General features: G+C 71.1%; 20 protein-coding genes. 9 read left to right on the top strand and 11 right to left on the bottom strand.

The window, feature by feature from the left end:
• Positions 1 to 113 precede the first annotated feature (113 nt).
• Both ACFVT5_RS07475 and ACFVT5_RS07470 read left to right on the top strand, forming a co-directional pair.
• On the top strand, positions 114 to 683 hold the full coding sequence (locus tag ACFVT5_RS07475; RefSeq protein WP_389882465.1) for a TetR/AcrR family transcriptional regulator: 570 nt from the start codon (positions 114 to 116) through the stop codon (positions 681 to 683).
• 104 nt (positions 684 to 787) lie between these two features.
• Positions 788 to 1,486, top strand: coding sequence for an SDR family oxidoreductase (locus tag ACFVT5_RS07470; RefSeq protein ID WP_389882463.1), 699 nt, complete (start codon positions 788 to 790; stop codon positions 1,484 to 1,486).
• A 33-nt stretch (positions 1,487 to 1,519) separates the two neighbouring features.
• Here ACFVT5_RS07470 and ACFVT5_RS07465 read toward each other — a convergent pair whose 3' ends face one another.
• Positions 1,520 to 2,290, bottom strand: coding sequence for a tyrosine-protein phosphatase (locus tag ACFVT5_RS07465; protein ID WP_389882461.1), 771 nt, complete (start codon positions 2,288 to 2,290; stop codon positions 1,520 to 1,522).
• Positions 2,291 to 2,428: 138 nt separating this feature from the next.
• On the opposite strand from ACFVT5_RS07465, the gene ACFVT5_RS07460 reads away from it, so the two are divergent.
• From ACFVT5_RS07460 to ACFVT5_RS07450, 3 genes are all read left to right on the top strand, one after another.
• Positions 2,429 to 3,232: an enoyl-CoA hydratase-related protein gene (locus ACFVT5_RS07460; protein WP_389882459.1), complete on the top strand. Its 804-nt coding sequence runs from the start codon at positions 2,429 to 2,431 to the stop codon at positions 3,230 to 3,232.
• A 211-nt stretch (positions 3,233 to 3,443) separates the two neighbouring features.
• A complete protein-coding gene (locus ACFVT5_RS07455; RefSeq protein WP_389882457.1) occupies positions 3,444 to 4,802 on the top strand; it encodes a CoA transferase in 1,359 nt (452 codons plus the stop codon).
• Positions 4,803 to 5,176: 374 nt separating this feature from the next.
• On the top strand, positions 5,177 to 6,367 hold the full coding sequence (locus ACFVT5_RS07450) for a serine/threonine-protein kinase (protein WP_389882455.1): 1,191 nt from the start codon (positions 5,177 to 5,179) through the stop codon (positions 6,365 to 6,367).
• Between the two features lie 37 nt (positions 6,368 to 6,404).
• On the opposite strand, the gene ACFVT5_RS07445 is transcribed toward ACFVT5_RS07450, so the two are convergent.
• Positions 6,405 to 7,007 (bottom strand): TetR/AcrR family transcriptional regulator, encoded by a 603-nt coding sequence (locus tag ACFVT5_RS07445; protein WP_389882453.1) that lies wholly within the window; start codon positions 7,005 to 7,007, stop codon positions 6,405 to 6,407.
• Positions 7,008 to 7,132: 125 nt separating this feature from the next.
• Between ACFVT5_RS07445 and ACFVT5_RS07440 the strand changes: the two genes are divergently transcribed.
• On the top strand, positions 7,133 to 7,591 hold the full coding sequence (locus ACFVT5_RS07440) for a VOC family protein (protein WP_389882451.1): 459 nt from the start codon (positions 7,133 to 7,135) through the stop codon (positions 7,589 to 7,591).
• 73 nt (positions 7,592 to 7,664) lie between these two features.
• Here ACFVT5_RS07440 and ACFVT5_RS07435 read toward each other — a convergent pair whose 3' ends face one another.
• Both ACFVT5_RS07435 and ACFVT5_RS07430 read right to left on the bottom strand, forming a co-directional pair.
• Entirely contained in the window at positions 7,665 to 9,134 is a 1,470-nt protein-coding gene (locus ACFVT5_RS07435; RefSeq protein ID WP_389882449.1) for an amidohydrolase family protein, read from the bottom strand.
• Between the two features lie 50 nt (positions 9,135 to 9,184).
• A complete protein-coding gene (locus ACFVT5_RS07430) occupies positions 9,185 to 9,889 on the bottom strand; it encodes a TetR/AcrR family transcriptional regulator (protein ID WP_389882447.1) in 705 nt (234 codons plus the stop codon).
• Between the two features lie 143 nt (positions 9,890 to 10,032).
• Here ACFVT5_RS07430 and ACFVT5_RS07425 point away from each other — a divergent pair, with 143 nt between their 5' ends.
• The 3 genes from ACFVT5_RS07425 (at position 10,033) to ACFVT5_RS07415 (ending at position 13,098) form a co-directional block, all read left to right on the top strand.
• The gene (locus ACFVT5_RS07425) at positions 10,033 to 11,235 is read left to right on the top strand and encodes an acyl-CoA dehydrogenase family protein (RefSeq protein ID WP_389882445.1); all 1,203 of its coding nucleotides are present in this window, start codon (positions 10,033 to 10,035) and stop codon (positions 11,233 to 11,235) included.
• Entirely contained in the window at positions 11,232 to 12,275 is a 1,044-nt protein-coding gene (locus ACFVT5_RS07420; protein ID WP_389882443.1) for a phosphotransferase family protein, read from the top strand. The genes ACFVT5_RS07425 and ACFVT5_RS07420 overlap by 4 nt, the downstream gene beginning before the upstream one ends.
• Positions 12,276 to 12,339: 64 nt before the next feature.
• The gene (locus ACFVT5_RS07415) at positions 12,340 to 13,098 is read left to right on the top strand and encodes an SDR family NAD(P)-dependent oxidoreductase (RefSeq protein WP_389882441.1); all 759 of its coding nucleotides are present in this window, start codon (positions 12,340 to 12,342) and stop codon (positions 13,096 to 13,098) included.
• A gap of 65 nt (positions 13,099 to 13,163) precedes the next feature.
• Here ACFVT5_RS07415 and ACFVT5_RS07410 read toward each other — a convergent pair whose 3' ends face one another.
• The 7 genes from ACFVT5_RS07410 to ACFVT5_RS07380 form a co-directional block, all read right to left on the bottom strand.
• A complete protein-coding gene (locus ACFVT5_RS07410; protein WP_389882439.1) occupies positions 13,164 to 14,204 on the bottom strand; it encodes an MBL fold metallo-hydrolase in 1,041 nt (346 codons plus the stop codon).
• Between the two features lie 80 nt (positions 14,205 to 14,284).
• Positions 14,285 to 15,829: a class I adenylate-forming enzyme family protein gene (locus tag ACFVT5_RS07405; RefSeq protein WP_389882437.1), complete on the bottom strand. Its 1,545-nt coding sequence runs from the start codon at positions 15,827 to 15,829 to the stop codon at positions 14,285 to 14,287.
• Positions 15,830 to 15,968: 139 nt separating this feature from the next.
• Entirely contained in the window at positions 15,969 to 16,289 is a 321-nt protein-coding gene (locus tag ACFVT5_RS07400; protein ID WP_389882435.1) for an EthD domain-containing protein, read from the bottom strand.
• Between the two features lie 86 nt (positions 16,290 to 16,375).
• Positions 16,376 to 16,759: a hypothetical protein gene (locus ACFVT5_RS07395; RefSeq protein WP_389882433.1), complete on the bottom strand. Its 384-nt coding sequence runs from the start codon at positions 16,757 to 16,759 to the stop codon at positions 16,376 to 16,378.
• Positions 16,752 to 17,105, bottom strand: coding sequence for a nuclear transport factor 2 family protein (locus ACFVT5_RS07390; RefSeq protein WP_389882432.1), 354 nt, complete (start codon positions 17,103 to 17,105; stop codon positions 16,752 to 16,754). Before ACFVT5_RS07390 ends, ACFVT5_RS07395 begins: the two co-directional genes overlap by 8 nt.
• A gap of 49 nt (positions 17,106 to 17,154) precedes the next feature.
• Complete coding sequence (locus tag ACFVT5_RS07385; RefSeq protein WP_389882430.1) at positions 17,155 to 18,348, bottom strand: ABC transporter substrate-binding protein; 1,194 nt, start codon at positions 18,346 to 18,348, stop codon at positions 17,155 to 17,157.
• A 205-nt stretch (positions 18,349 to 18,553) separates the two neighbouring features.
• Complete coding sequence (locus ACFVT5_RS07380; RefSeq protein ID WP_389882428.1) at positions 18,554 to 19,174, bottom strand: TetR/AcrR family transcriptional regulator; 621 nt, start codon at positions 19,172 to 19,174, stop codon at positions 18,554 to 18,556.
• Positions 19,175 to 19,229 lie beyond the last annotated feature (55 nt).

Raw genomic sequence — 19,229 nt, 5'->3', positions numbered from 1 at the left:
CTCCTGACGACGTGAGTGCCGAGGGAACGACCCGGCACCTCCCCGGCACCCCGCCCCCCACCACCGTAAACCGATCGGTTTCGATCCTGGGGTGGACGCGTTAGCCTCGCCGTATGAGCAACGAAGTGAAGGCGAGCTCCCGGGAGCGGCTGCTGGAGGCGGCGGCGACACGGTCCTACGTCGACGGAGTCAACATCGGCGTCGAGGCGCTGTGCAAAGCGGCCGGCGTGTCGAAGCGCTCGATGTATCAGCTCTTCGCGAGCAAGGACGAGCTGCTGGCCGCCAGCCTGGAGCAGCGCGCGCCCGGCTTCGCCGCCCGACTCCTGCCTCCCGCAGATGACGTCCGCTCACCGCGTGAGCGGATCCGGTACGTCTTCGAGCGGGTGGAGGCGGAAGCAGCCGCGCCGGAGTACCGAGGCTGCCCCTACCTGGCCGTACAGGTCGAACTCAAGGACGCGAATCACCCGGCGAGCAAGGTCGCCCACCGGGTGAAGGAGGGCCTGACGTCCTTCTTCCGCGAGGAGGCGACCAGGGGCGGGGCATCGGACCCGGACCTCCTGGCCCGGCAACTGAGCCTCGTCTTCGACGGCGCGAGCGCCCGCGCGGGGATCCAGGCCGACGCACCGGCGGGACTGCTGGGCCCCACCGTGGACGTCCTCCTCGATGCCGCCGGCGTGCACTGAGCCTCCCCGACCGCGCACGACGAAGGCCGCCCGCACTTGAATGCGGAAACCGATCGGTTTACGGTGATGGGAAACCGATCGGTTTCCCATGTCAGGAGCGAGCCATGACCACACTCAAGGACGCCGTCGTCCTCGTCACCGGCGGCAGCCGCGGCATCGGCAAGGCGCTGGTGGAAGAGCTGTACGCACGCGGCGCCCGGAAGGTCTACGCCACCGCCCGAGATCCGCGCACCGTGACACACCCCGACGCCGTCCCGGTGGCCCTGGAGGTCACCGACCCCGACTCCGTCGCGACCGCCGCCGCGCGGGCCCAGGACATCACGGTCCTGATCAACAACGCGGGCGCATCGGTGGGCGCGTCCTTCCTCGACTCCCCCCTCGACGACGTCCGCCAGGAGTTCGAGACCAACTTCTACGGACCACTCCTCGTCACCCGCGCCTTCGTGCCGGTCATCGAACGCAACGGCGGCGGCCACATCCTCAACGCCCACTCCGTGCTCTCCTGGCTGGGCGTCGCCGGTTCGTACAGCGCCTCGAAGGCCGCCCTCTGGTCGCAGACCAACACCCTGCGCCTGGAACTGCGACCGCGCGGCATCGACGTCACCGGGCTGCACATGGCCTACGTGGACACGGACATGACCGCCGACATCGACGCGCCCAAGTCCACCGCCAGGGACATCGCCGTACTCGCCCTCGACGGCATCGAGTCGGGAGCGTACGAGGTACTCGCCGACGACCTCACCCGCCAGGTCAAATCCGGCCTGGCGGGAGATCTGTCGGCGCTCTATCCGCAACTGGCGTAGTAGCGCCGCCCCTCCGGCGGCGGCCCCGTCCGGTCAGGGCTCCACCAGCGCGTCCCGCAGTCTCTCCAGCTCCGCCTCCGTCAGACCCTGGCGCAGCAGCCACTCGGCGGCGCCTCCGTGGTCGGTGTGCAGGGTGGTCAGGAAGGTGAGCATCGCTTCCGGTTCGGCCGCCATGTAGCCGTGGTCGACGGCCGGGAGGTCCCGGTACGAGCCGAGGCTCAGCAGCCGGGCGCGGATCCGGGCCACGCGCTGGGCGGTGAGCGCGTAGTCCGCCGCGATGACCTCGGCGGCCACTCCGACCGCGTCGAGCAGGACGGCCGCGCAGACCCCCGTACGGTCCTTGCCGACCGCGCAGTGGAACACCACGGCGTGCTGGTCGGTGTCGGCGACGATCCGGGCCGCACCGGTCAGGGACGGGCCGCTGCCCTGGAGCAGGCCGTGGTAGAACGCGGCCATGCCGACGTCCTGGCTGTCAGGGACCGCGTCGGTGACCGCGGGTTCCTCGCGGGACACGGGCAGATTGGCCCGGCGGACGGCGGTGTCCGCGAGCAGCCCGTGCCCTTCGCGTGCGGACTCGTGGGGGTTGCGCAGATCCACGACGGTACGCAACCTCAGCCCTTCCATGAGGAGTTCGACGTCGGCCTCGGTCGCGCCCTGGAGGGTGCTCCCCCGGAACACCACCCCGCGCCGGGTACTCCCGCCACCCTCGACGGGCAGCCCGCCGAGGTCCCGTACGTTGTCGATCCCCGCCAGTTCCACCCAGCGGGACGCCTCCGCGGCCGACCCGTCGTGCGCTGCGTCCACACCAACCCCCTCGATACGTGCCGGAGGCATGATCCCCCGATCGTCGGGTTACCCGGTGCGCTCCTGGGCAACCGCCGGGGCCCGTTCGGCGGCCGGGCGGCTATATCGTCGGCTCACCGACCCCGAGGAGCGGACAGCATGGCCGAGGCCCACCGACGTGACGACCCGACCGGACCCACCGCACCGGACCGTCCGCCGGTACGGACCGAGCGGCGCGGTCGGGTACTGGTGATCCGGATGTGCCGAGAGCACAAGCGGAACGCGATCGACCGGCAGCTGGCCGACGCGCTGGACGAGGCGTTCAACACGCTGGAGGACGACGACACCCTGCGGGCCGGGGTCCTCACCGGTTCGGGTGGCCTCTTCAGCGCGGGCAGCGATCTGAACGCCGTCGGCGACTACGTCACCGAGCGCGGCGGCGAGTACGGGCTCATCCGCCGCAGGCGCCGTAAGCCGCTGATCGCCGCCGTCGAGGGCCCGGCGCTGGGCGGCGGGCTCGAACTGGTCCTCGCCTGCGATCTGGTGGTGGCCGCCGCGACCGCCCGTTTCGGTCTGCCCGAGGTGCGGCTCGGTCTCGTCCCCACCTGTGCTGGTCTCTTCCGCGGCCCTCGCGCGCTGCCGGTCAATCTGGCCCGCGAACTGGTCCTCACCGGCGATCCGATCGGCGCCGAGCGCGCGTACGCGGCCGGTCTGGTCAACCGTGTGACGGAGGAGGGCGGGGCGCTGACCGGCGCGATCGAACTGGCCGACCGTATCTGCGGCAACGCGCCACTCGCGGTACGGGCCTCGCTCCGCGCCATGGACCGCTGGCTCTCGGCCGACGACGACCTCGGGTGGCGGGCGACGGACGAGGCCACCGCGACGGTGCTCGGGTCGCGTGACCATGAGGAGGGCATCGCGGCGTTCCTCGGGAAGCGGGCGCCCCGCTGGAGCGGCGACTGACCGGACCGGCCCTCCCGCCGGGCACCCGGCCCCAGTGCGGGTGCCCGGCGCAGCACGCGGCGCATGATGGATGCCGACGCCACGCGACCGCAACGCTCCCAAGACCGCACCGACATACGAGACCGCACCGCCAAGGACCACCGTGCCCGACACCTACCCCTCTCGTCACGGCCCCCTCCACGGACCCCTCCGGTCACTGACCGTGGCCGCCGTGGGCCGTGATCCCGGGATGGCGCACGCCGTGGACCTGCTGGTCCGCCTTGGGGCGCGCCGGGCGCCCGAACTCGCCGGTGCCGACGTGGTGTTCGACGCCACCGGGCAGGTACCGGACGCGATCCGGGTACGACCCCGGCACCCCGACGACGACTGGGCCGCCAGCGGCGCGATGGCGCTGACGGGACGCGCGGACGGCCCGCCCCTGCGCGCGCCGGGCGCCCCCGCGTCGGCCGCGCGTGGAGCGCTGCTCGCCTTCGAGGCGCTGCTGCGGCACACCGGCCGGGACGCGGCGGCCGACGCCCTGCCGGGACCGGACGTCCTGGGCGAACGGGCGGCGCTGGCCGGGCTGTCGAGGCGCGGTCCCGCCTCCGCCGGTGGCGCGTTCCGCCTGCTGCCGGCCGTCGATGGCACCCTCGGCCTGAGCCTGGCCCGCCCGGACGACCTCGACCTGCTGCCCGCGCTGACCGAGGACCCGGGCCCGGATTCCGACCCGTGGGAGACGGCCGCCCGATGGGCGGCCCGTACCCCCGCCGACGCGGCACGCGACCGGGCGGCGCTCCTCGGCATCCCCGCCGCCTGGATCCCGCCACCCGGCTCGCCGCCCCAGCGCGACGCCCAACTCACCGCCCGCTGGGGCCCCGAGGCCGCGCCGGGACCATTCCGTCTGACCCGCCTGGGAGCCGGGGACGGGCTCCCCCGCCGCCCACTCGTCGCGGATCTGTCGTCCCTGTGGGCGGGCCCGTTGTGCGCACACCTGCTGGGACTCTCGGGCGCGCGGATCGTCAAGGTCGAGAGCACCCGGCGCCCGGACGGTGCCCGCCGCGGAACACCCGCGTTCTACGAACTCCTGCACGCCGGGCACGAATCGGTGGCGTACGACTTCACCAGCGCCGAGGGACGCGCCGCGTTGCGGGCGCTGCTGGCGCGCGCGGACGTCGTGATCGAGGCGTCCCGCCCCCGGGCGATGGCCCAGCTCGGCATCGACCCACGCGAACTCGCCGCGCACCGACCGGGGTTGACCTGGGTCTCGATCACCGCGTACGGCCGTACGGGGCCGTGGTCCGACCGCCCCGGATTCGGTGACGACGTGGCCGCCGCCGCAGGATTGGTCGCACGGGACACGGAAGGTCCGGTGCCGTGCGGCGACGCGCTCGCCGACCCACTGACGGGTCTGCACGCCGCGGTGGCCGCGCTGGCGTCACTGCTCGGCGGAGGCGGCCTGCTGGTCGACGTGGCGATGCGCGAGGTCTGCCTGTCGGCCCTCGCGTTGGGCTCCGAGGGTGTCGCCCCGAGGGATGTGCCGTGCGCCCCGCCCCACGTCGCCCGCCGCCACAGCGACACACGCGGGGGCTGAGCGGACCGCGTCCTCTGTCGTCCCGAACACCGCCGTCGGACGCGCCACGCCATCGGTGTACATCTCCTCGGCGGCGCCTTCGCCGTGGTCAGTGCCGTCATTCCCGTTACCAGGCGACACCATGAGCACAGATCGACTCGGTTCCCGGGATGCCCGCACCGTCCAACAGAACGACGGCACCGGGAACAGCCCCGACGAAGTCCTCGTTCCGCCGACCGGCCTTACCGGCGCTGGTCACCATACTGACGTTCACTCAGGGACTCCTCAGGCTGGCACGGGAACGAGAGCGCCACCGAACTCGGACCTGTGCGTGCCTACGAGCATGGCGCCTGCGTCATACTGGGGCGGCGGAACACGGGGAAGGCATACAGCACATGGGGTACGGGGCGGACGGTGTGAGCCTGCCGGAGCGTATCGGCGGGTACACCGTGGAGCGGGAGTTGGGCGCTGGCGGGATGGGCACCGTCTACCTGGCGCGGTCTCGCGGCGGGCGCGCGGTGGCGGTGAAGGTGGCACGCTCGGAACTCGCGTCCGACCCGCACTTCCGGGAACGGTTCCGCATCGAGGTCGAGGCCGCTCGCAGCGTGGGAGGTTTCCACACGGCGCCGGTGGTGGACGCGGACCCGACGGCGCCGACTCCCTGGCTGGCGACGGCGTATGTTCCCGGGCCCACGCTCGCCGCGCTCCTTGAGGCTCAGGGGCCGATGGACGAGGGGCGGCTGCGACTGCTGGGCGCGGCACTCGCGGAGGCGCTGGCGGCGATCCACGGCTGCGGCCTGGTGCACCGTGATCTGAAGCCCGGGAACATCATCATGGCCGCGGACGGCCCTCGGGTCGTAGACTTCGGTATCGCGCGGGCACTGGAGTCGACCCGCCTGACAGCCACCGGTACGGCCTTCGGAACACCGGGGTTCCTGGCGCCCGAGCAGGCCCAAGGACAGGAAGTCGGCGGCGCCGCGGACGTGTTCGCTCTCGGTGCCGTGCTCGTGGCGGCGACGGGCGGCAGCGCGTTCGGCGCGGGCACACCGATGGGCCTGATGTACCGATCGGTGCACGAGCCACCGGATCTGGCCGCGGTACCGGACGGCCTACGGCCGGTCCTGGCGTCGTGTCTGGCCAAGGCCCCGGAGCAACGGCCCACACCAGGTGAGCTGTTGGACCTGTTCGTGCCGGTCACCGCGACCTACTCACCCACCGTGGTCCTACCCCCGCCACCTGCCCACGCACCGTTCAACGCGGTCCCGCTGCACGAGGCCCCGACCAGGCTCACCCCCGTGGGCGACGCGTCGGCCGACACCGACGTCGTCTTCATGGCGGTGGACCCGCAGAGATCTCTGCTGATCGACGCCGAGGGCGTCGAGTTCGGCTCGGAGACCGGGGATCTACGCTTCGCCTGGGCCGAGATCGGCGCCGTCGAGTACGCGGCCCATGGCCCCAGACGCCTCGTCGTCACCGTCCGCCTGCGCAACGGAGCCATCCTCCAACATCTGCTCGTCGCTCGCAGGCAGGCGGTCTTCCAGGAGTGGCTGGAGGACCTGCCGCTGATCCTGGAGTGCTTCTTGTAGTCGCCGAGTTCCGGGACGCCGCGCGGGCGCCGATTCCTCAACTCCCCTGCGCCCGCAGCGCGTTCAGCATCGCCGTCAGTGCCCTCTGGGTGTCTTCGAGGTCGTTCGGGTCGTTCGATGTGGCCAGCCAGAGGGCGGCCTCGTTCATGGCGCCGGAGAGGAGTCGGGTCAGGGGGCGCACCGGTTGGGGGGCCAGGGTTCCGTCGGCGATCAGGTCGGTGAGGGCGTCGGCGAGGTGGGAGGCCGATGCCGCCTCGTCCAGGGCGCGCCACTCGCTCCAGCCCAGGACCGAAGGACCGTCGACGAGCATGATCCGCTGCCGGTCGGGAGCGGTACCTGCGGCCAGGAACGCCCCGCATCCGGCGAGCAGCGCGTCCCAGGGGTCGGTCCGCGCATCGGCGGCCTCGACCACCGCCGTGCCCACCTCCTGCTGGACCTCTTCCAGGACCGCCCGGAACAGATCCTCCTTGCTGTCGAAGTGGTGGTACAGCGCGCCCTTGGTGACGCCCGCCGCGTCGACGATCTCCGACAGGCCGACGGCTCCGTAGCCACGGGCCGCGAACAGCCGTCTGCTCTCGCGGAGCAGCACCTGTCGGGTGTGCTCCCGCTGCCGTGCCCTGATGCCGCTTCCGCCTGCCATCGCCCGCCTCGACTCCTGGTGACCCGCCGCCCCTGACACCGGGACGACGTTTGACGTTCCGATGGTATGCCAGTAGCTTCATTTCACATACCCACGGTACGTGAAAGTATGCGAAAGGTGCCCCCATGAGTCCGACGAATCCAAGCAACCCGATCGACCCGATCAATGTGATCAGCCTGACCAGCTTGTATCCGGTGATCTGCACGTCACGCGTCCAGGAGTCACGGGACTTCTACACGACCTTGCTGGGCTTCACGGTCACCTTCGAGGCCGACTGGTACGTCAGCCTGGTCCACCCGGGCCCCCGCCCCTACGAGTTGGCCCTCCTCGACCACACCCACCCGACCCTCCCCGAGGCGTATCGCAGGCCCGTGCAGGGGCTGTTGCTCAACTTCGAGGTGGAGGACGTGGACGCCGAGTGGGAGCGGCTGGTCGTGCGCGGCGGGCTCAAGCCCGAACTGGAGCTGCGGGACGAGGACTTCGGACAGCGGCACTTCATCGTCGCCGATCCCGACGGTGTTCTGATCGACGTCATCACCCCCATCGAGCCGAAGGGGGAGTTCGCCGAGCAGTACGTCAACTGATGTCGCCTGAGGTCCGGTTCGGCGGAGTACGCCCCCCAGCCGAGTACACCGCCCCTTGCCGAGCACGCCACCTTCAGCCGAGTACGCCCTCCCCCTCATAAACCCTCCGGCCCCGGCACCAGGTGCCCCGGACGAGTCCCGCGTCCGGCGCGGCAAGGGCATCCGCCCAGGGCACGGACAGGAGACAGAGGTCGGCCCAGTCACCGGGGCGGATCGTGGGGCGGGAGAACAGGGCGGGCAGGGTCGTGCCGGGCGGGACCCGTTCGGCGGCGCCCAGGACGTGGCCCTCGGGGGTCGACCGGTCGCGTGCCGCCCGTACCCACGCCCAGGGGTCGGCCGACCCGTAGGGCGCGTCGCTGGAGGCCGTGACGGGAATCCCGGCGTCGAGCAGTGACGCGTACGGGTACAGGTGGGGCAGGTCCGCCGGGTCGACGTCGGCCCGGTACGCGTCACCGCGCTCCGCGACGAACGCCGGCTGCGTGACGACCCGTACGCCCAACTCCCTCAGTAGCGGCAGGACTTCAGGCGGCACGACGGCCGCGTGCTCGATACGGTCACCGGGGACGGGGCCGATCTCCTGGAGCGCGACGAGCGTGAGGACCAGCGATTCACGGGTCACACAGTGCACCGCCACCGGGCGCCGGCCGCCGGGGCCCGACGCACGGGCGGCGCGCACGCGGTCGAGCAGGACGTCGTAGGGCCACGGGTCGTGGTCGGGCGGCTGGAGTTTACGGGGACCGGCCTCCCAGTCGCCGCCGGAATCCGCGGGTCCGGGGGGCGGCATGCCCGTACCCAGTAGCGTCAGTCGCTGCGGCAGCCGTCCGTCACGGACCGCTTTGGCCAGTTCGTCCACCGTGTCCCACCCGAGGTCCGGGGTCGCGTCGGTGACGGCGGTGACCCCGTACGACGCCAGCAGTCGGCCCAAGGTCGCCAGGTCGGGGACGGTGGGTGGGCCAAGGCGGGCGCGCAGCCAGCCGTCGAGCCGCCACAGCCGGCCGGTGACCCGCCCGGCGGCGTCGGTCTCGACCCCGTCCGGTACCCCATGGGAGCCGATCCCGTACGGCAGCCCGGTCAGGTACGAGCCGGTCGCGTACGGGTCGAGACCCAGCAGCCGCGCCCCCGCACTGTTCACGGTCCACAGCGCGCCACCCCGGTGCTGCACCCGTACGGCACGGTCCGGCACGAGGGCGTCGAGCAGCGCGCGGTCGAGCGGACCGGTGACCGACTCGTGGTAGCCGATCCCCCGCACCCAGGCCCCGGGCGGTACGGTCGCGGCGCCGGTCCGCAACGCCCGCGCCAGGTCCTCACGGGTACGGACCCGGGGTGGGCCGCAGTCCACCGAGTCCCGTGCGGCGGCGAGGGCCATCAGATGCAGATGCCGGTCGGCGAGGCCGGGCAGCAGCGCACCGCCGCGCCCGTCGATGACCTGGTCACCGGTGCGGGGCTGGGCCTTGCCGACGGCGGCGATCAGACCGTCGTCGGACACGACGACGTCGGCCCGGCGGCATCCGCCCAGCTCCACGTCCCGCAGCACCGTCTCCATGGACCCATGAGACGGGACGCGGAGGCGCTCGGGCAAGCGGAAGCCAGCGCTCAGGTGTGGGTCGGGTCGCCCCCGGCTCCCCCGCCCCCGACTCCCCCGCGCCCGGAGCCCTCCGCTCGCGCGCCCACCATCCGCAGCGCGATGTCCCCGTACTGGTAGGCGAGTTGGTCGACGGAGAACGCGCCGCCCTCGTGGAACCAGCTGGACACGCCGATGCCCATGTCGAGGATCGAGTACGACGTGATTCTGGCCGACTGGACCTGGAACTCGCCCTCGGACGCGCCCCGTTCGATGAGTTCACGGAAGCGGCGTTCGTAGTCGCTGCGGAGCCCGAGCACCCGGTCCTGCTCGGGCCGTTCCAGACTGCCGATCTCGCGGTTGCCGACGAACGCTTCCAGACGATGGCGGGCGTGGTAGCGGATGTGCGCCTCCACCGAGCGGCGCAGTTGCTCACTCACGTCGCCGGTGCCGGCGACGGCCGCGGCGTTGTCCGCGATGAGCTGCTCCATGGTGCCGATCATGATCTCGGCCAGCAGCTCGTGCTTGGAGGTCACATGCTTGTAGAGGCTCGGGCCACGGATGCCGACCGCGGCGCCGATGTCGGTCATGGTGGTGGACCGGTAGCCGTGCGCGGCGAAGAGCCCGAGCGCGGCCTGGCGGATCGCCGACCGGCGGTCGACCGGCGACGAACCCTCGGTCCAGGCGGGCCGGTGCGGACGTTCATACGATCCCGACCCGCCCTGAGATACGGACACACCAACCCCCGAGCTATCAATGAGTAGCCGCTTCTCGCTTGCTGTAGCGGCGATTATAGCGTCCACCCTTGGCACGTCACTTGACACGCCGCCCCTTTCACTCTGTGATGGCTAATAGTCAGTAGCCAAGGTCGGGAGTGAGCGTGGCCATCGGGTTCGAGATCGATGAGCGGGTCGCCGACATCGCACGGCGCACCACGGACTTCGTACGGGATGTGGTCATCGCGGAGGAGCGGGCGTGCGACGGGAACATCCATGACGGGCCCGAGCCGCTACGGCGACGGCTCCAGGACGCGGCGCGTGGCGCCGGGGTTTTCGCCCCGCATGTCCCCGCCGAGTGGGGCGGCCTCGGCCTTGACCTGTGCGGGCAGGCGGTGGTGTTCGAAGCGGCCGGGTACTCGCTCCTCGGACCCCTCGCGCTCAACTGCGCGGCGCCCGACGAAGGCAACATGCACCTGCTGGAGAAGGTGGCCACCGAGCAGCAGAAGGACCGGTACCTGCGACCGCTGGCGGCCGGAACGGCGCGCTCCTGCTTCGCGATGACCGAACCCGCGCCGGGTGCCGGATCCGACCCGCGCGCGCTCACCACCACGGCGACGCGGATCGCGGGCGGCTGGCGCATCGACGGCCGTAAGTGGTTCATCAGCGGCGCCGACGGTGCCACGTTCGCCATCTGCATGGCACGCACCAGCGGCGGCCCCGGCGACGCGGGCGGCGCGACGATGTTCCTCGTGGACGCCGACCATCCGGGCATGCGGATCGTCCGGAACATCGAAACCCTGGACCAGGGGCTGTTCGGCGGGCACAGCGAAGTCCTGTTCGAGGGGTGCGAGGTGGCCGACAGCGCCGTCCTGGGCGAGGTGGACCAGGGCTTCGCGTACGCGCAGGTGCGCCTGGCCCCGGCCCGTATGACTCACTGCATGCGCTGGCTCGGAGTGGCGCGCCGCGCACAGGACATCGCGCTGGACCGCGCCGCGCACCGCTCGGCCTTCGGTGGGCCACTGGCCGAACTCGGCATGGTGCAGCAGCTGTTGGCCGACTCCGAGATCGACATCGAGACCAGCCGGGCGGTGCTGTGGCGGTCCTGCTGGGAGCTGGACCAGGGCCGTCCGGCCGCTCAGCACACCTCGATCGCCAAGACGTATGTCTCCGAAGCGGTCAACCGCGTGGTCGACCGGGCCGTGCAGGTGTGCGGCGCGCTCGGTGTCTCGGCGGACGCACCACTGTCGCGGCTGTACCGGGAGGTGCGGCCGTTCCGTATCTACGACGGGCCGTCCGAGACCCACCGCTGGGCCATCGCCAAGCGCGCGGTCCGCGCTGCCAGGGAGCGGGGGGCCGCGCTGTGACGGCGCCCGAGCCCGATGTGATCGGCATCGACGCTCCGGCACTGCGGCAGTACTTCGAGCACCATGTCCCCGAGTGCGCGGGCCCGTTGAGCATCACGCCGCTGCACGGCGGACGCTCCAACCTCACGTACGTCATCACCGACGGTACGCACCGATGGGTGCTGCGCCGACCGCCGCTGGGGGTGCTCACACCGACCGCGCACGACATGGACCGCGAGTACCGTGTCGTCGCCGCGCTCGGCGGCACCGGCGTTCCGGTCGCGCGGGCGGTGCTGTCGTGCACGGACCCGGAGATCATCGGGGCGCCGTTCTGCGTGGTCGACTTCGTGGACGGCATGGTCCTGCGCGACGGCGACCAGGCCGCCGAACTCCCGCCGGCCGACGCGCGCCAAGCGGCCGAGACCCTGGTGGACACCCTGGTGACCCTGCACTCGGTCGACCCGGACGGCGTCGGGCTCGGCGGCTTCGGCCGCCCCGACGGCTATCTGGCGCGCCAGACACGGCGATGGCGCGGACAGTGGGACAAGGTCGCCACGCGTACGCTGCCCGAACTCGACGCACTGCACGGCAGGCTCACCCGCGCCCTGCCCGTGAGCGGCGCCCCGTCGATCGTGCACGGCGACTACCGCCTGGACAACACCCTCCTGGCACCGGGCGACTTCGGGCGGATCGCGGCCGTCGTGGACTGGGAGATGGCCACACTCGGCGACCCTCTCACCGACCTCGGGATGCTGCTCATGTACTGGGACCCGGTCTGCGCACCGGTCATCGGCACACGGCACGTCCCCACGGCCAACCCCGGTTTCCCCTCGGGCCGCGAACTGGCCGAGCGGTACGCCGAGAAGTCCGGCCGCGACATCGACGCCCTGCCCTACTACCAGGCGCTCGGCTACTTCAAGCTCGCCGTCATCGCGGAGGGCATCCACGCCCGCTACCTCGCGGGACAGACCGTCGGCGCCGGCTTCGACCGGGTGGGATCCGCGGTGCCCGCGCTGCTCCGCTCCGGCCTCGACCTGCTGCCATCAACACTCCCGCTCTGACCACGCGCCCACTGACCACGCGCGCACCGACCGCACCACGGACACCCCGACCGAAGGAGAACCCATGCGAGCCCGACTGGCCGGACAGATCGCCCTGATCACCGGCGCGACCGGCGGCATAGGAGAGGCGACGGCACGACGGCTGGCGTCCGAGGGCGCCACCGTGGTGGTCACCGACCTGGACGCGGAACGCTGCGCGAACCTGGCGAAAGAGCTGACCGTCGACGGAGCGAAAGCCCTCGGCATCCCGCTGGACGTCACCGACGAGCAGGCATGGCGTACCGCCGTCGCACGCGTGGTCTCCGAACTGGGCGGCCTTTCCGTGCTCGTCAACAACGCGGGCATCGCGGAGATGCGGACCGTGGAGACGGAGACCCAGGAATCCTGGGACAAGGTGATCGCGGTCACCCAGACCGGCGTCTGGCTCGGTATGAAGCACGGTGGTGCCGCCATCGAGCGCTCCGGCGGTGGCTCGATCGTCAACGTCGCGTCGATCTTCGGTACGGTCGGCGGCTTCGGCAGCCAGTTCTCGTACCACGCCGCCAAGGGCGCCGTGCGGACGATGACGAAGAACGCCGCGCTGCACTGGGGCACGCGCGGCGTCCGCGTCAACTCGATCCACCCCGGTTTCATCGAGACACCCCTGTCGCGAGAACTGTGGGTGGGCACACCCCGGCACACCGCGATGGTCGAAGGCACCCCCATGGGACGGCTCGGCACGCCCGGGGAGGTCGCGGGAGCGGTGGCGTTCCTCGCCTCACCGGACGCGAGCTTCGTCACGGGCTCCGAGTTGTACGTCGACGGGGGCTGGACCGCGCGTTGACGCGCTGGGTGAGGGGCGCGGCCACCGCCGCGCCCCTCACACACCCATGCACACGTCCTGCCGGGTCACCGCACACGTGTGTACCGGTTCACCCCGTCCGCGATCGCCACCGTCGAGCGCCCCTGGAGGACGAGTACGTCCAGGTGTGCCGCCGTCTCGTTGACCGCGAGCATCTGATTGAAGGCGCTGAGGTCGCCGAACGGCACTTCACGACGCGTCCAGCCCAGCCGACGGGCCACCGCGTAGGCGTCGAGCGTGCCGTCGCCCAGCACCGTCAGGCTCTTGGCCAACCGGTCGTCGTGGTGTGCGAGCAGTTCGGCGACGCGGGCGTGGGAGCTGTCGGCGACCGGCCCGTGCGCGGGCAGCAACCGTGCGTCGGCGTACCGGGTCATCAGCCGCAGGGAGTCCAGGTAGTCGGCGAGCGGCCGGCCGCCGGGCTCGGCCAGTTCGAAGCCGATGGACGGGGTGATGTGCGGCAGCACGTGGTCCCCGGAGAACAGCAGTCCGCGCTGCTCGTCCAGATAGACGACATGTCCCGTGGTGTGTCCGGGTGTGGGTACGACGTGCAGCCGGCGGTCGCCGAAGCTCAGGGTCTCCGCACCGAGCCAGCGGTCCGGTGGCTCCCACACACTCGGGTCGTACCCACCGTGGTCCATCGCCCTGATGCGGTCGGCGAGTTCGTCCGCGCCCGCCCTGCGCAACGTCTCCAGGGAGCCCGCGGGTTCGTTGCTGCCCAGCCGGTCGAGCATCTCCAGGCCCGGCCGTTCACCGGCACCCAGGTACACGCGCGAGCCCAGTAAACGGCGCAGTTCCACCGCGTTGGTGTAGTGGTCCCGGTGGATATGGGTGACCAGGATGTGGCTGATCTCGCCGAGGTCGCGGCCGATGACGGCCAGGGCCTCCTCAAGTGCCTTGCGTGCCTCCGGGATCGCCCAGCCGCCGTCAATCATGACGATGCCGTCGTCGGTTGCCTGATTCTCCAACAGATAGACGTTGACGGCGTGCAGGCCGTCGTTGGGCAGCGGCAGCGGAACGCGGTGCACCCCGGGCTGTACCGTCTGGACGCCGGCCGCTGCCCATGGACCCTGGTCGAACCGCGCTGTCATGACTCTCCCTTGCTGGTGTGCTGCTGTGGGTCGGCGGGTCGGGCCGACGACAGGGGCCCGGCCCTCGGGTGTGTCACGGATCAGGCCGGGTCGTGGGGGCGGTCGTGGGTGTGGTGGTCATTGCCGCCGTCGCTACGGTCGCGCAGTCGGTGGGCCAGTTCGCGGGCGCCGGAACGGTCGAGTTTGCCGACCTTGGTCTGGGGCAACTCCTCGACGGCGTACACGAATTCGGGCCACTTCGGCTTGGCCAGTCCCACGCCGTCCAGGTGCTCGGTGATCTCCGCCAGGTCGATACCGCCGCCGTCCTCGGTGACGACGAGCAGGGCGATCCGTTCGCCCAGCACCTCGTCCGGGACCGCCGCGACACAGGCCCTGGCCACGCGCGCGTAACCGGCGACCGCGCGCTCGATCTCGGTGATGTCGATGTTGCGCCCGCCGCGGATGATGATGTCCTTCTCGCGGCCCATGATGCTGACGGTGCCGTCGTCGTGGGTCATCAGCAGATCGCCGGTCGGGAAGTAGCCGTCATCGGTGAGTGCGGGCGGCTCGACCCTGCCGGCTCGGGCGTAGCCGAGGAAGAGGGAGGGACCGCGCACCTGGGCCCGGCCGGACACACCGGGACCGGCCACGGCCTCGTCGGGCGTGAGCGCGCGCACGTCCGTGCCCGGGAAAGGGCGGCCGTCCCTGCCGAGACGAATCTCCTCGGGGTCGTCGGGGCTCGGTGAGGTGTGGCCGAGGCACTCGGACATCCCGAAGACGCGCAGGATCTTCGTACCCAGGGACCGTTCCGCGCGGGCGAGGGCGCCACGGTCCATCGGGCCGCCGCCCACGGTGATCGCCCGGACTCCCCCGAGGACCCCGGAGCCGCCTGCCTCGGCGCCCATCTGGAGCGCCATCGTCGGGACGCACATGGTCCAGCGGACCTCGGCGTCCGCCATCCGCCGCAGCGCGAGGGCACGGTCCCACTTCGCCGTCAGCACGAGCGGGCCGCCCAGCAGCAGGGCGAGGTAGACACCGAAGCAGTACGCCGCCGTCGACGACAGCGGCACGATCGCGCCCACCGCGTCGCCCGGTACGAGGCCGTTGATCCGGACGGTGCTCGTACCGGCGTAGCGCAGGGCCTCCTCGCTCTGAACGACGCCCTTGGGCCGCCCGGTGGAGCCGGAGGTGAGGCCGATGAGGACGCCGCCGGCCCACCGCGACACATCGGGCTGTCCGGGTGCGGACAGGCAGGTCCAGTCGTCGAGCACCGGGGTCGCCCGGCCCGTGAACAGTTCGGGCACCGCCCATTCGTCCATCGCCGAGCGCTCGGCGACGACGGCGTCCGGGCGGATGTCGTCGCAGGCCGCGGCGAACTCCGCGGCCGTGGTGTGCCGGTTGACCACGGCGAGGACACCGCCGCGCATCCCGACGGCGAGGCTCGCGGCGACGGTACGCCATGAGTTGTCGGCCTGGACGACGGCGGTGCCGCCGGTCCCCTCGGCCGCACCCGGGAACATCGCACCGGCGAGCGTGGCCGCCTCATCGAGCAGCCGGCGCGCCGTGTGGCTGCCCGCGTCGTCGATGACGGCGACGAAGTCACCCTGCTCGGCCCTCTGTTGGAACTCCCGTACTACCTGTCGCATCCCGCTTCCTCGCTACGCTGGGCCGAACTCCACCAAGGACAGAAACACTGCTCTCACTACCGTAAACGCTGCTCTCATCACCGTACGGACGGACTGGCTGAACGGCCGGTCCGAGCGGCCTCAGCCGGTCCTGGACACGTCAGCCGCTGAACATCTCCGCCTCATGGCCCATCACGGCGATGCGGCGGCCCCTCATGTCCCCGACCTGCTCGACAGCGCGAGCCCATGCGGGGCTGTCCAGGGCTTTCCTGAGGTCTTCCGGGGAGTCGAAGCTGAGCACGGAGATCCCGTCCCAGCCTTCGGAGCGCTGTTCCAGGGCCGCGTCGATCTCGGTGTGCCGCCAGGCGCGCAGGCCCGGCAGGCGGCAGGTCAGCTCCGCGTGGTCGCCGCGCCACCAGTCGATGAACTGTTCGTGTGTCCACTCGGCGGGCCGGGCTGCCAGCAGGACAAGGTTGTACATGGCGGTCCTTCCTACGTGCTCACTACGTACTCACGGCGTACTCACGACCTGGTCAAAGCGTGATCAAAGGCACGGTCAAGACATGCTCACGTGAAGCGGATCTCGGACGACCTGCCGATCAGCAGACGTTGCAGCCGGCCCTTGTCGTTCACCCGTCCGGCGGCGACGAAGGTGGCCTCGGGGACGCCGGCCCGCCGCACCTCGCCGAGGAAGAGTTCGTCCTGGCCGAGGGTGGTCGCGGACAGCGTGTGGTGCGTACGTGTGCCCCTCTCGCGCTGTTCGAGGTAGCCGACGAGTGCGGTGCGGTCCCCGGCGAAGTCGGTGGCGTTGCCGTCACCCGTGGAGAACAGGATGGAGAGCGAGAAGTCGTCGCTGATCAGGTCGAGGATCCGGGACGGCTCGTCACTGTCGAGGATCTCGAACCATGCGGTGAGGAAGGGTGCCGCGGTCGCGGCGGGGTGCTCAGACATGCTGGTCGACCAGCGCGAACGACGGCGTGAAGAAGGACTGGTACCGCGCCATCAGCCCGCCGGGCGATACCACCGCGGCCGACAGGAAGGACCCGGCGTACCGCCCGCGCTCCGTCACCACTCCGTACACGGTCTCCAGGTCGCCGTCACGGCTGTACCGCAGGATCTCGTGCACCCGGTCCACGGGGTTGCGGCCGGCGACATAGGCGGCGAAGTCCTCCTTGGACTTGCCCGTGACCTCGCGCCCCGGCAGGGCGAGGAGGAAGCGGAAGTCGGGTTCCAGCACGTCGAGCGCTCGCTCGGGGTGAGGGCTGTCCATGTGGGTCAGATACGTACGCAAGGCCATGGTGACGATTCCTTTCGGCTGGCGGACTGCCCTGTGTGGCGCACGGGCCTCAGCCGCGTGCGGGTGGTGTGAAGAAGTCACCTATCGACTCCCAGCGTCCGTTCTTGACGACCACCTTCTGCACATCCCGGGTGCCCAGGTGGTTGTCCGCGGAGAACCGCAGCACCGGCGCCACGCCGGTGTCGATCGCCTCGGCCTTCTCGTACGCCGCTGTGATCGCCTCGGAGGTGACGGGGCCTTCGATCGTCTTGGCGATCTCCACGAACGCCTTCGCCGCGGCCCAGCCCCAGAGCGTGACGAAGTCGGCCGGCTGCCCCGGCTCGTACTTGGCCATCGCGTCCCGGAACTCCTTGACCGCGGGGTCCGCGTCATGAGGGGACTTGACGAGCTGGACCGCCTTGACCCCTTCGGCCGCCGGACCGGCCAGCGTGAGCGTCGCCTGCGCGGCCACGGGCGCGTAGCCGTACACGGGGGTGGAGAGCCCCTGCAACTTGGCCTCCTTGAGGTAGGTCGCGGCCTCGGCCGCCGCGAGGATCACCACGACGGCATCAGCCTTGGCGGCCTTGACCTTGCTGATCACCGGGCTGTAGTCGGTGGTCTGGAACTTGACCGACAGCTGTTTCACCTCGATCGAGGGATCCGCCTTATGGGCCGCTGGGGCGATCTCTTTGGCGACATTGATGAACGCGGCCGGGTCACTGTGGACGACGAGCACCTTCTTCGCCCCGTCGCGCGCCACCCAGTCCCCGAGCGCCGCCGCCTGGTCCTCGTACAGGGTCTGGAGGCCGAACAGGCCGTCGCGGGCGGGCCCGTACCAGGACGCGTCCCCGCCGAGCGTGTTGAGGACCGGCACCTTCGACTGCTCCAGGACGAAGGGGAAGGTGGCCTGGGACTGGGCGGTCCCGTTGCTGGCGACGATCGCCACCACCCCGTCCTGGTCGACAAGGCGACGGGCGATCTGCACGGTCTGCTGGGGATCGTAGGCATTGTCCTTGACGATCCAGTCGATCTTGCGGCCGTTGATCCCGCCGCGTGCGTTGACCGACTTGAAGTACGCGTCGGCGCCCGCCCGTTCGGGGATGCCGAAGGAGGCCAGGGCACCCGTGAGCGGATACCACGCGCCGATCCTGATGACCTTGTCGTTCGCGTCCGCCGGACGGTTGCCGGCGCCGCAGGCGGTGGCCACCAGGGTGAGCACGGTGGCGAGCACGGCGTGCAGAACGCGAGGGGCGCGTCGTCGCATGACCCTCCTCGGATCAAACTGACCGGATCGAAGATCCGATCAAACTGAGTTAAGTTCAGTTTCGTCCCCGGGATCTTAATCCCCGAGAAACACCCCTGGCAATGGTCGGAAACGGCGTGACCCCCGACGGATGTCCGTCGGGGGTCACGAGGTACGGAAAAGCTCAGTGCGTCAGCGGGTCAGCGCTTCAGTCCGTCAGAGCGCGTCAGGTGGCAACCATGCGCACGCAGGAACCCTCGATCAGCTCGCTGATCTCCGTTAGCGGCGTCGGTCCGTACGGCCGGTACCACCGCCACACGCTGACGATCAGGCCGAGCACGCTCACGCCGAGCAACTGCGCGTCCCGCAGCGGGAAGGCGCCCTGGGACATGCCCCGGACCAGCAGGTTCGTCCAGTCCCGCTCGACGACCTGGACCAGTTGCCGGGCCGCGACCCGCTCGGCCTCCTCGCGCTCGGACCTGCGGGAGCCGGCGAGCAGGTCCATATGGTTCTGGAGGATACGCATCTGAAGGACCTCGTGCTCGGACACGTCGTACGCCGCGCGGACCGCGGCCCGCAGCGCCTCGACCGGGTCCGCGGTCTCGGTGGTCGCCTCGGTGAACCGGTCGTGCGACCGTTGCAGTTCGAGCCGCATGATGGTGAGCAGGCAGTGCGTCTTGGACTCGAAGTAGTGGTAGAGGGCGGTCTGCCCGATGCCCACCCGCTCGGCCACGGTGGACCACTTGGTGGCCTCGAAGCCGGTTTCACCGAAGCAGTCGACCGCGGCGGTGAGGATGGCCGCGCGCTTGGACCGCGGGCCCGCCTCCGGTTCAACGATCCTCGCCATGGCCCTCTCCTGGTCGTCACCTGTGGTCATCATCTGGGGTCGTCACACGTCGTCA

Origin of the sequence: Streptomyces sp. NPDC058001 (genome assembly GCF_042886315.1) — a bacterium.
Taxonomy (GTDB): Bacteria; Actinomycetota; Actinomycetes; order Streptomycetales; family Streptomycetaceae; genus Streptomyces.
The sequence above is the reverse complement of the archived record's forward strand: the minus strand, read 5'-3'. Positions and strand labels throughout refer to the sequence as shown.

What these genes read in the sequence shown, in the direction of transcription:
- ACFVT5_RS07445 (WP_389882453.1), bottom strand. Translation starts at nt 7,007, where the DNA reads ATGGCAGGCGGAAGCGGCATCAGGGCACGGCAGCGGGAGCACACCCGA.
- ACFVT5_RS07475 (WP_389882465.1), top strand. Translation starts at nt 114, where the DNA reads ATGAGCAACGAAGTGAAGGCGAGCTCCCGGGAGCGGCTGCTGGAGGCG.
- ACFVT5_RS07435 (WP_389882449.1), bottom strand. Translation starts at nt 9,134, where the DNA reads ATGGAGACGGTGCTGCGGGACGTGGAGCTGGGCGGATGCCGCCGGGCC.
- ACFVT5_RS07470 (WP_389882463.1), top strand. Translation starts at nt 788, where the DNA reads ATGACCACACTCAAGGACGCCGTCGTCCTCGTCACCGGCGGCAGCCGC.
- ACFVT5_RS07395 (WP_389882433.1), bottom strand. Translation starts at nt 16,759, where the DNA reads ATGTCTGAGCACCCCGCCGCGACCGCGGCACCCTTCCTCACCGCATGG.
- ACFVT5_RS07415 (WP_389882441.1), top strand. Translation starts at nt 12,340, where the DNA reads ATGCGAGCCCGACTGGCCGGACAGATCGCCCTGATCACCGGCGCGACC.
- ACFVT5_RS07460 (WP_389882459.1), top strand. Translation starts at nt 2,429, where the DNA reads ATGGCCGAGGCCCACCGACGTGACGACCCGACCGGACCCACCGCACCG.
- ACFVT5_RS07410 (WP_389882439.1), bottom strand. Translation starts at nt 14,204, where the DNA reads ATGACAGCGCGGTTCGACCAGGGTCCATGGGCAGCGGCCGGCGTCCAG.
- ACFVT5_RS07380 (WP_389882428.1), bottom strand. Translation starts at nt 19,174, where the DNA reads ATGGCGAGGATCGTTGAACCGGAGGCGGGCCCGCGGTCCAAGCGCGCG.
- ACFVT5_RS07450 (WP_389882455.1), top strand. Translation starts at nt 5,177, where the DNA reads ATGGGGTACGGGGCGGACGGTGTGAGCCTGCCGGAGCGTATCGGCGGG.
- ACFVT5_RS07400 (WP_389882435.1), bottom strand. Translation starts at nt 16,289, where the DNA reads ATGTACAACCTTGTCCTGCTGGCAGCCCGGCCCGCCGAGTGGACACAC.
- ACFVT5_RS07440 (WP_389882451.1), top strand. Translation starts at nt 7,133, where the DNA reads ATGAGTCCGACGAATCCAAGCAACCCGATCGACCCGATCAATGTGATC.
- ACFVT5_RS07385 (WP_389882430.1), bottom strand. Translation starts at nt 18,348, where the DNA reads ATGCGACGACGCGCCCCTCGCGTTCTGCACGCCGTGCTCGCCACCGTG.
- ACFVT5_RS07390 (WP_389882432.1), bottom strand. Translation starts at nt 17,105, where the DNA reads ATGGCCTTGCGTACGTATCTGACCCACATGGACAGCCCTCACCCCGAG.
- ACFVT5_RS07405 (WP_389882437.1), bottom strand. Translation starts at nt 15,829, where the DNA reads ATGCGACAGGTAGTACGGGAGTTCCAACAGAGGGCCGAGCAGGGTGAC.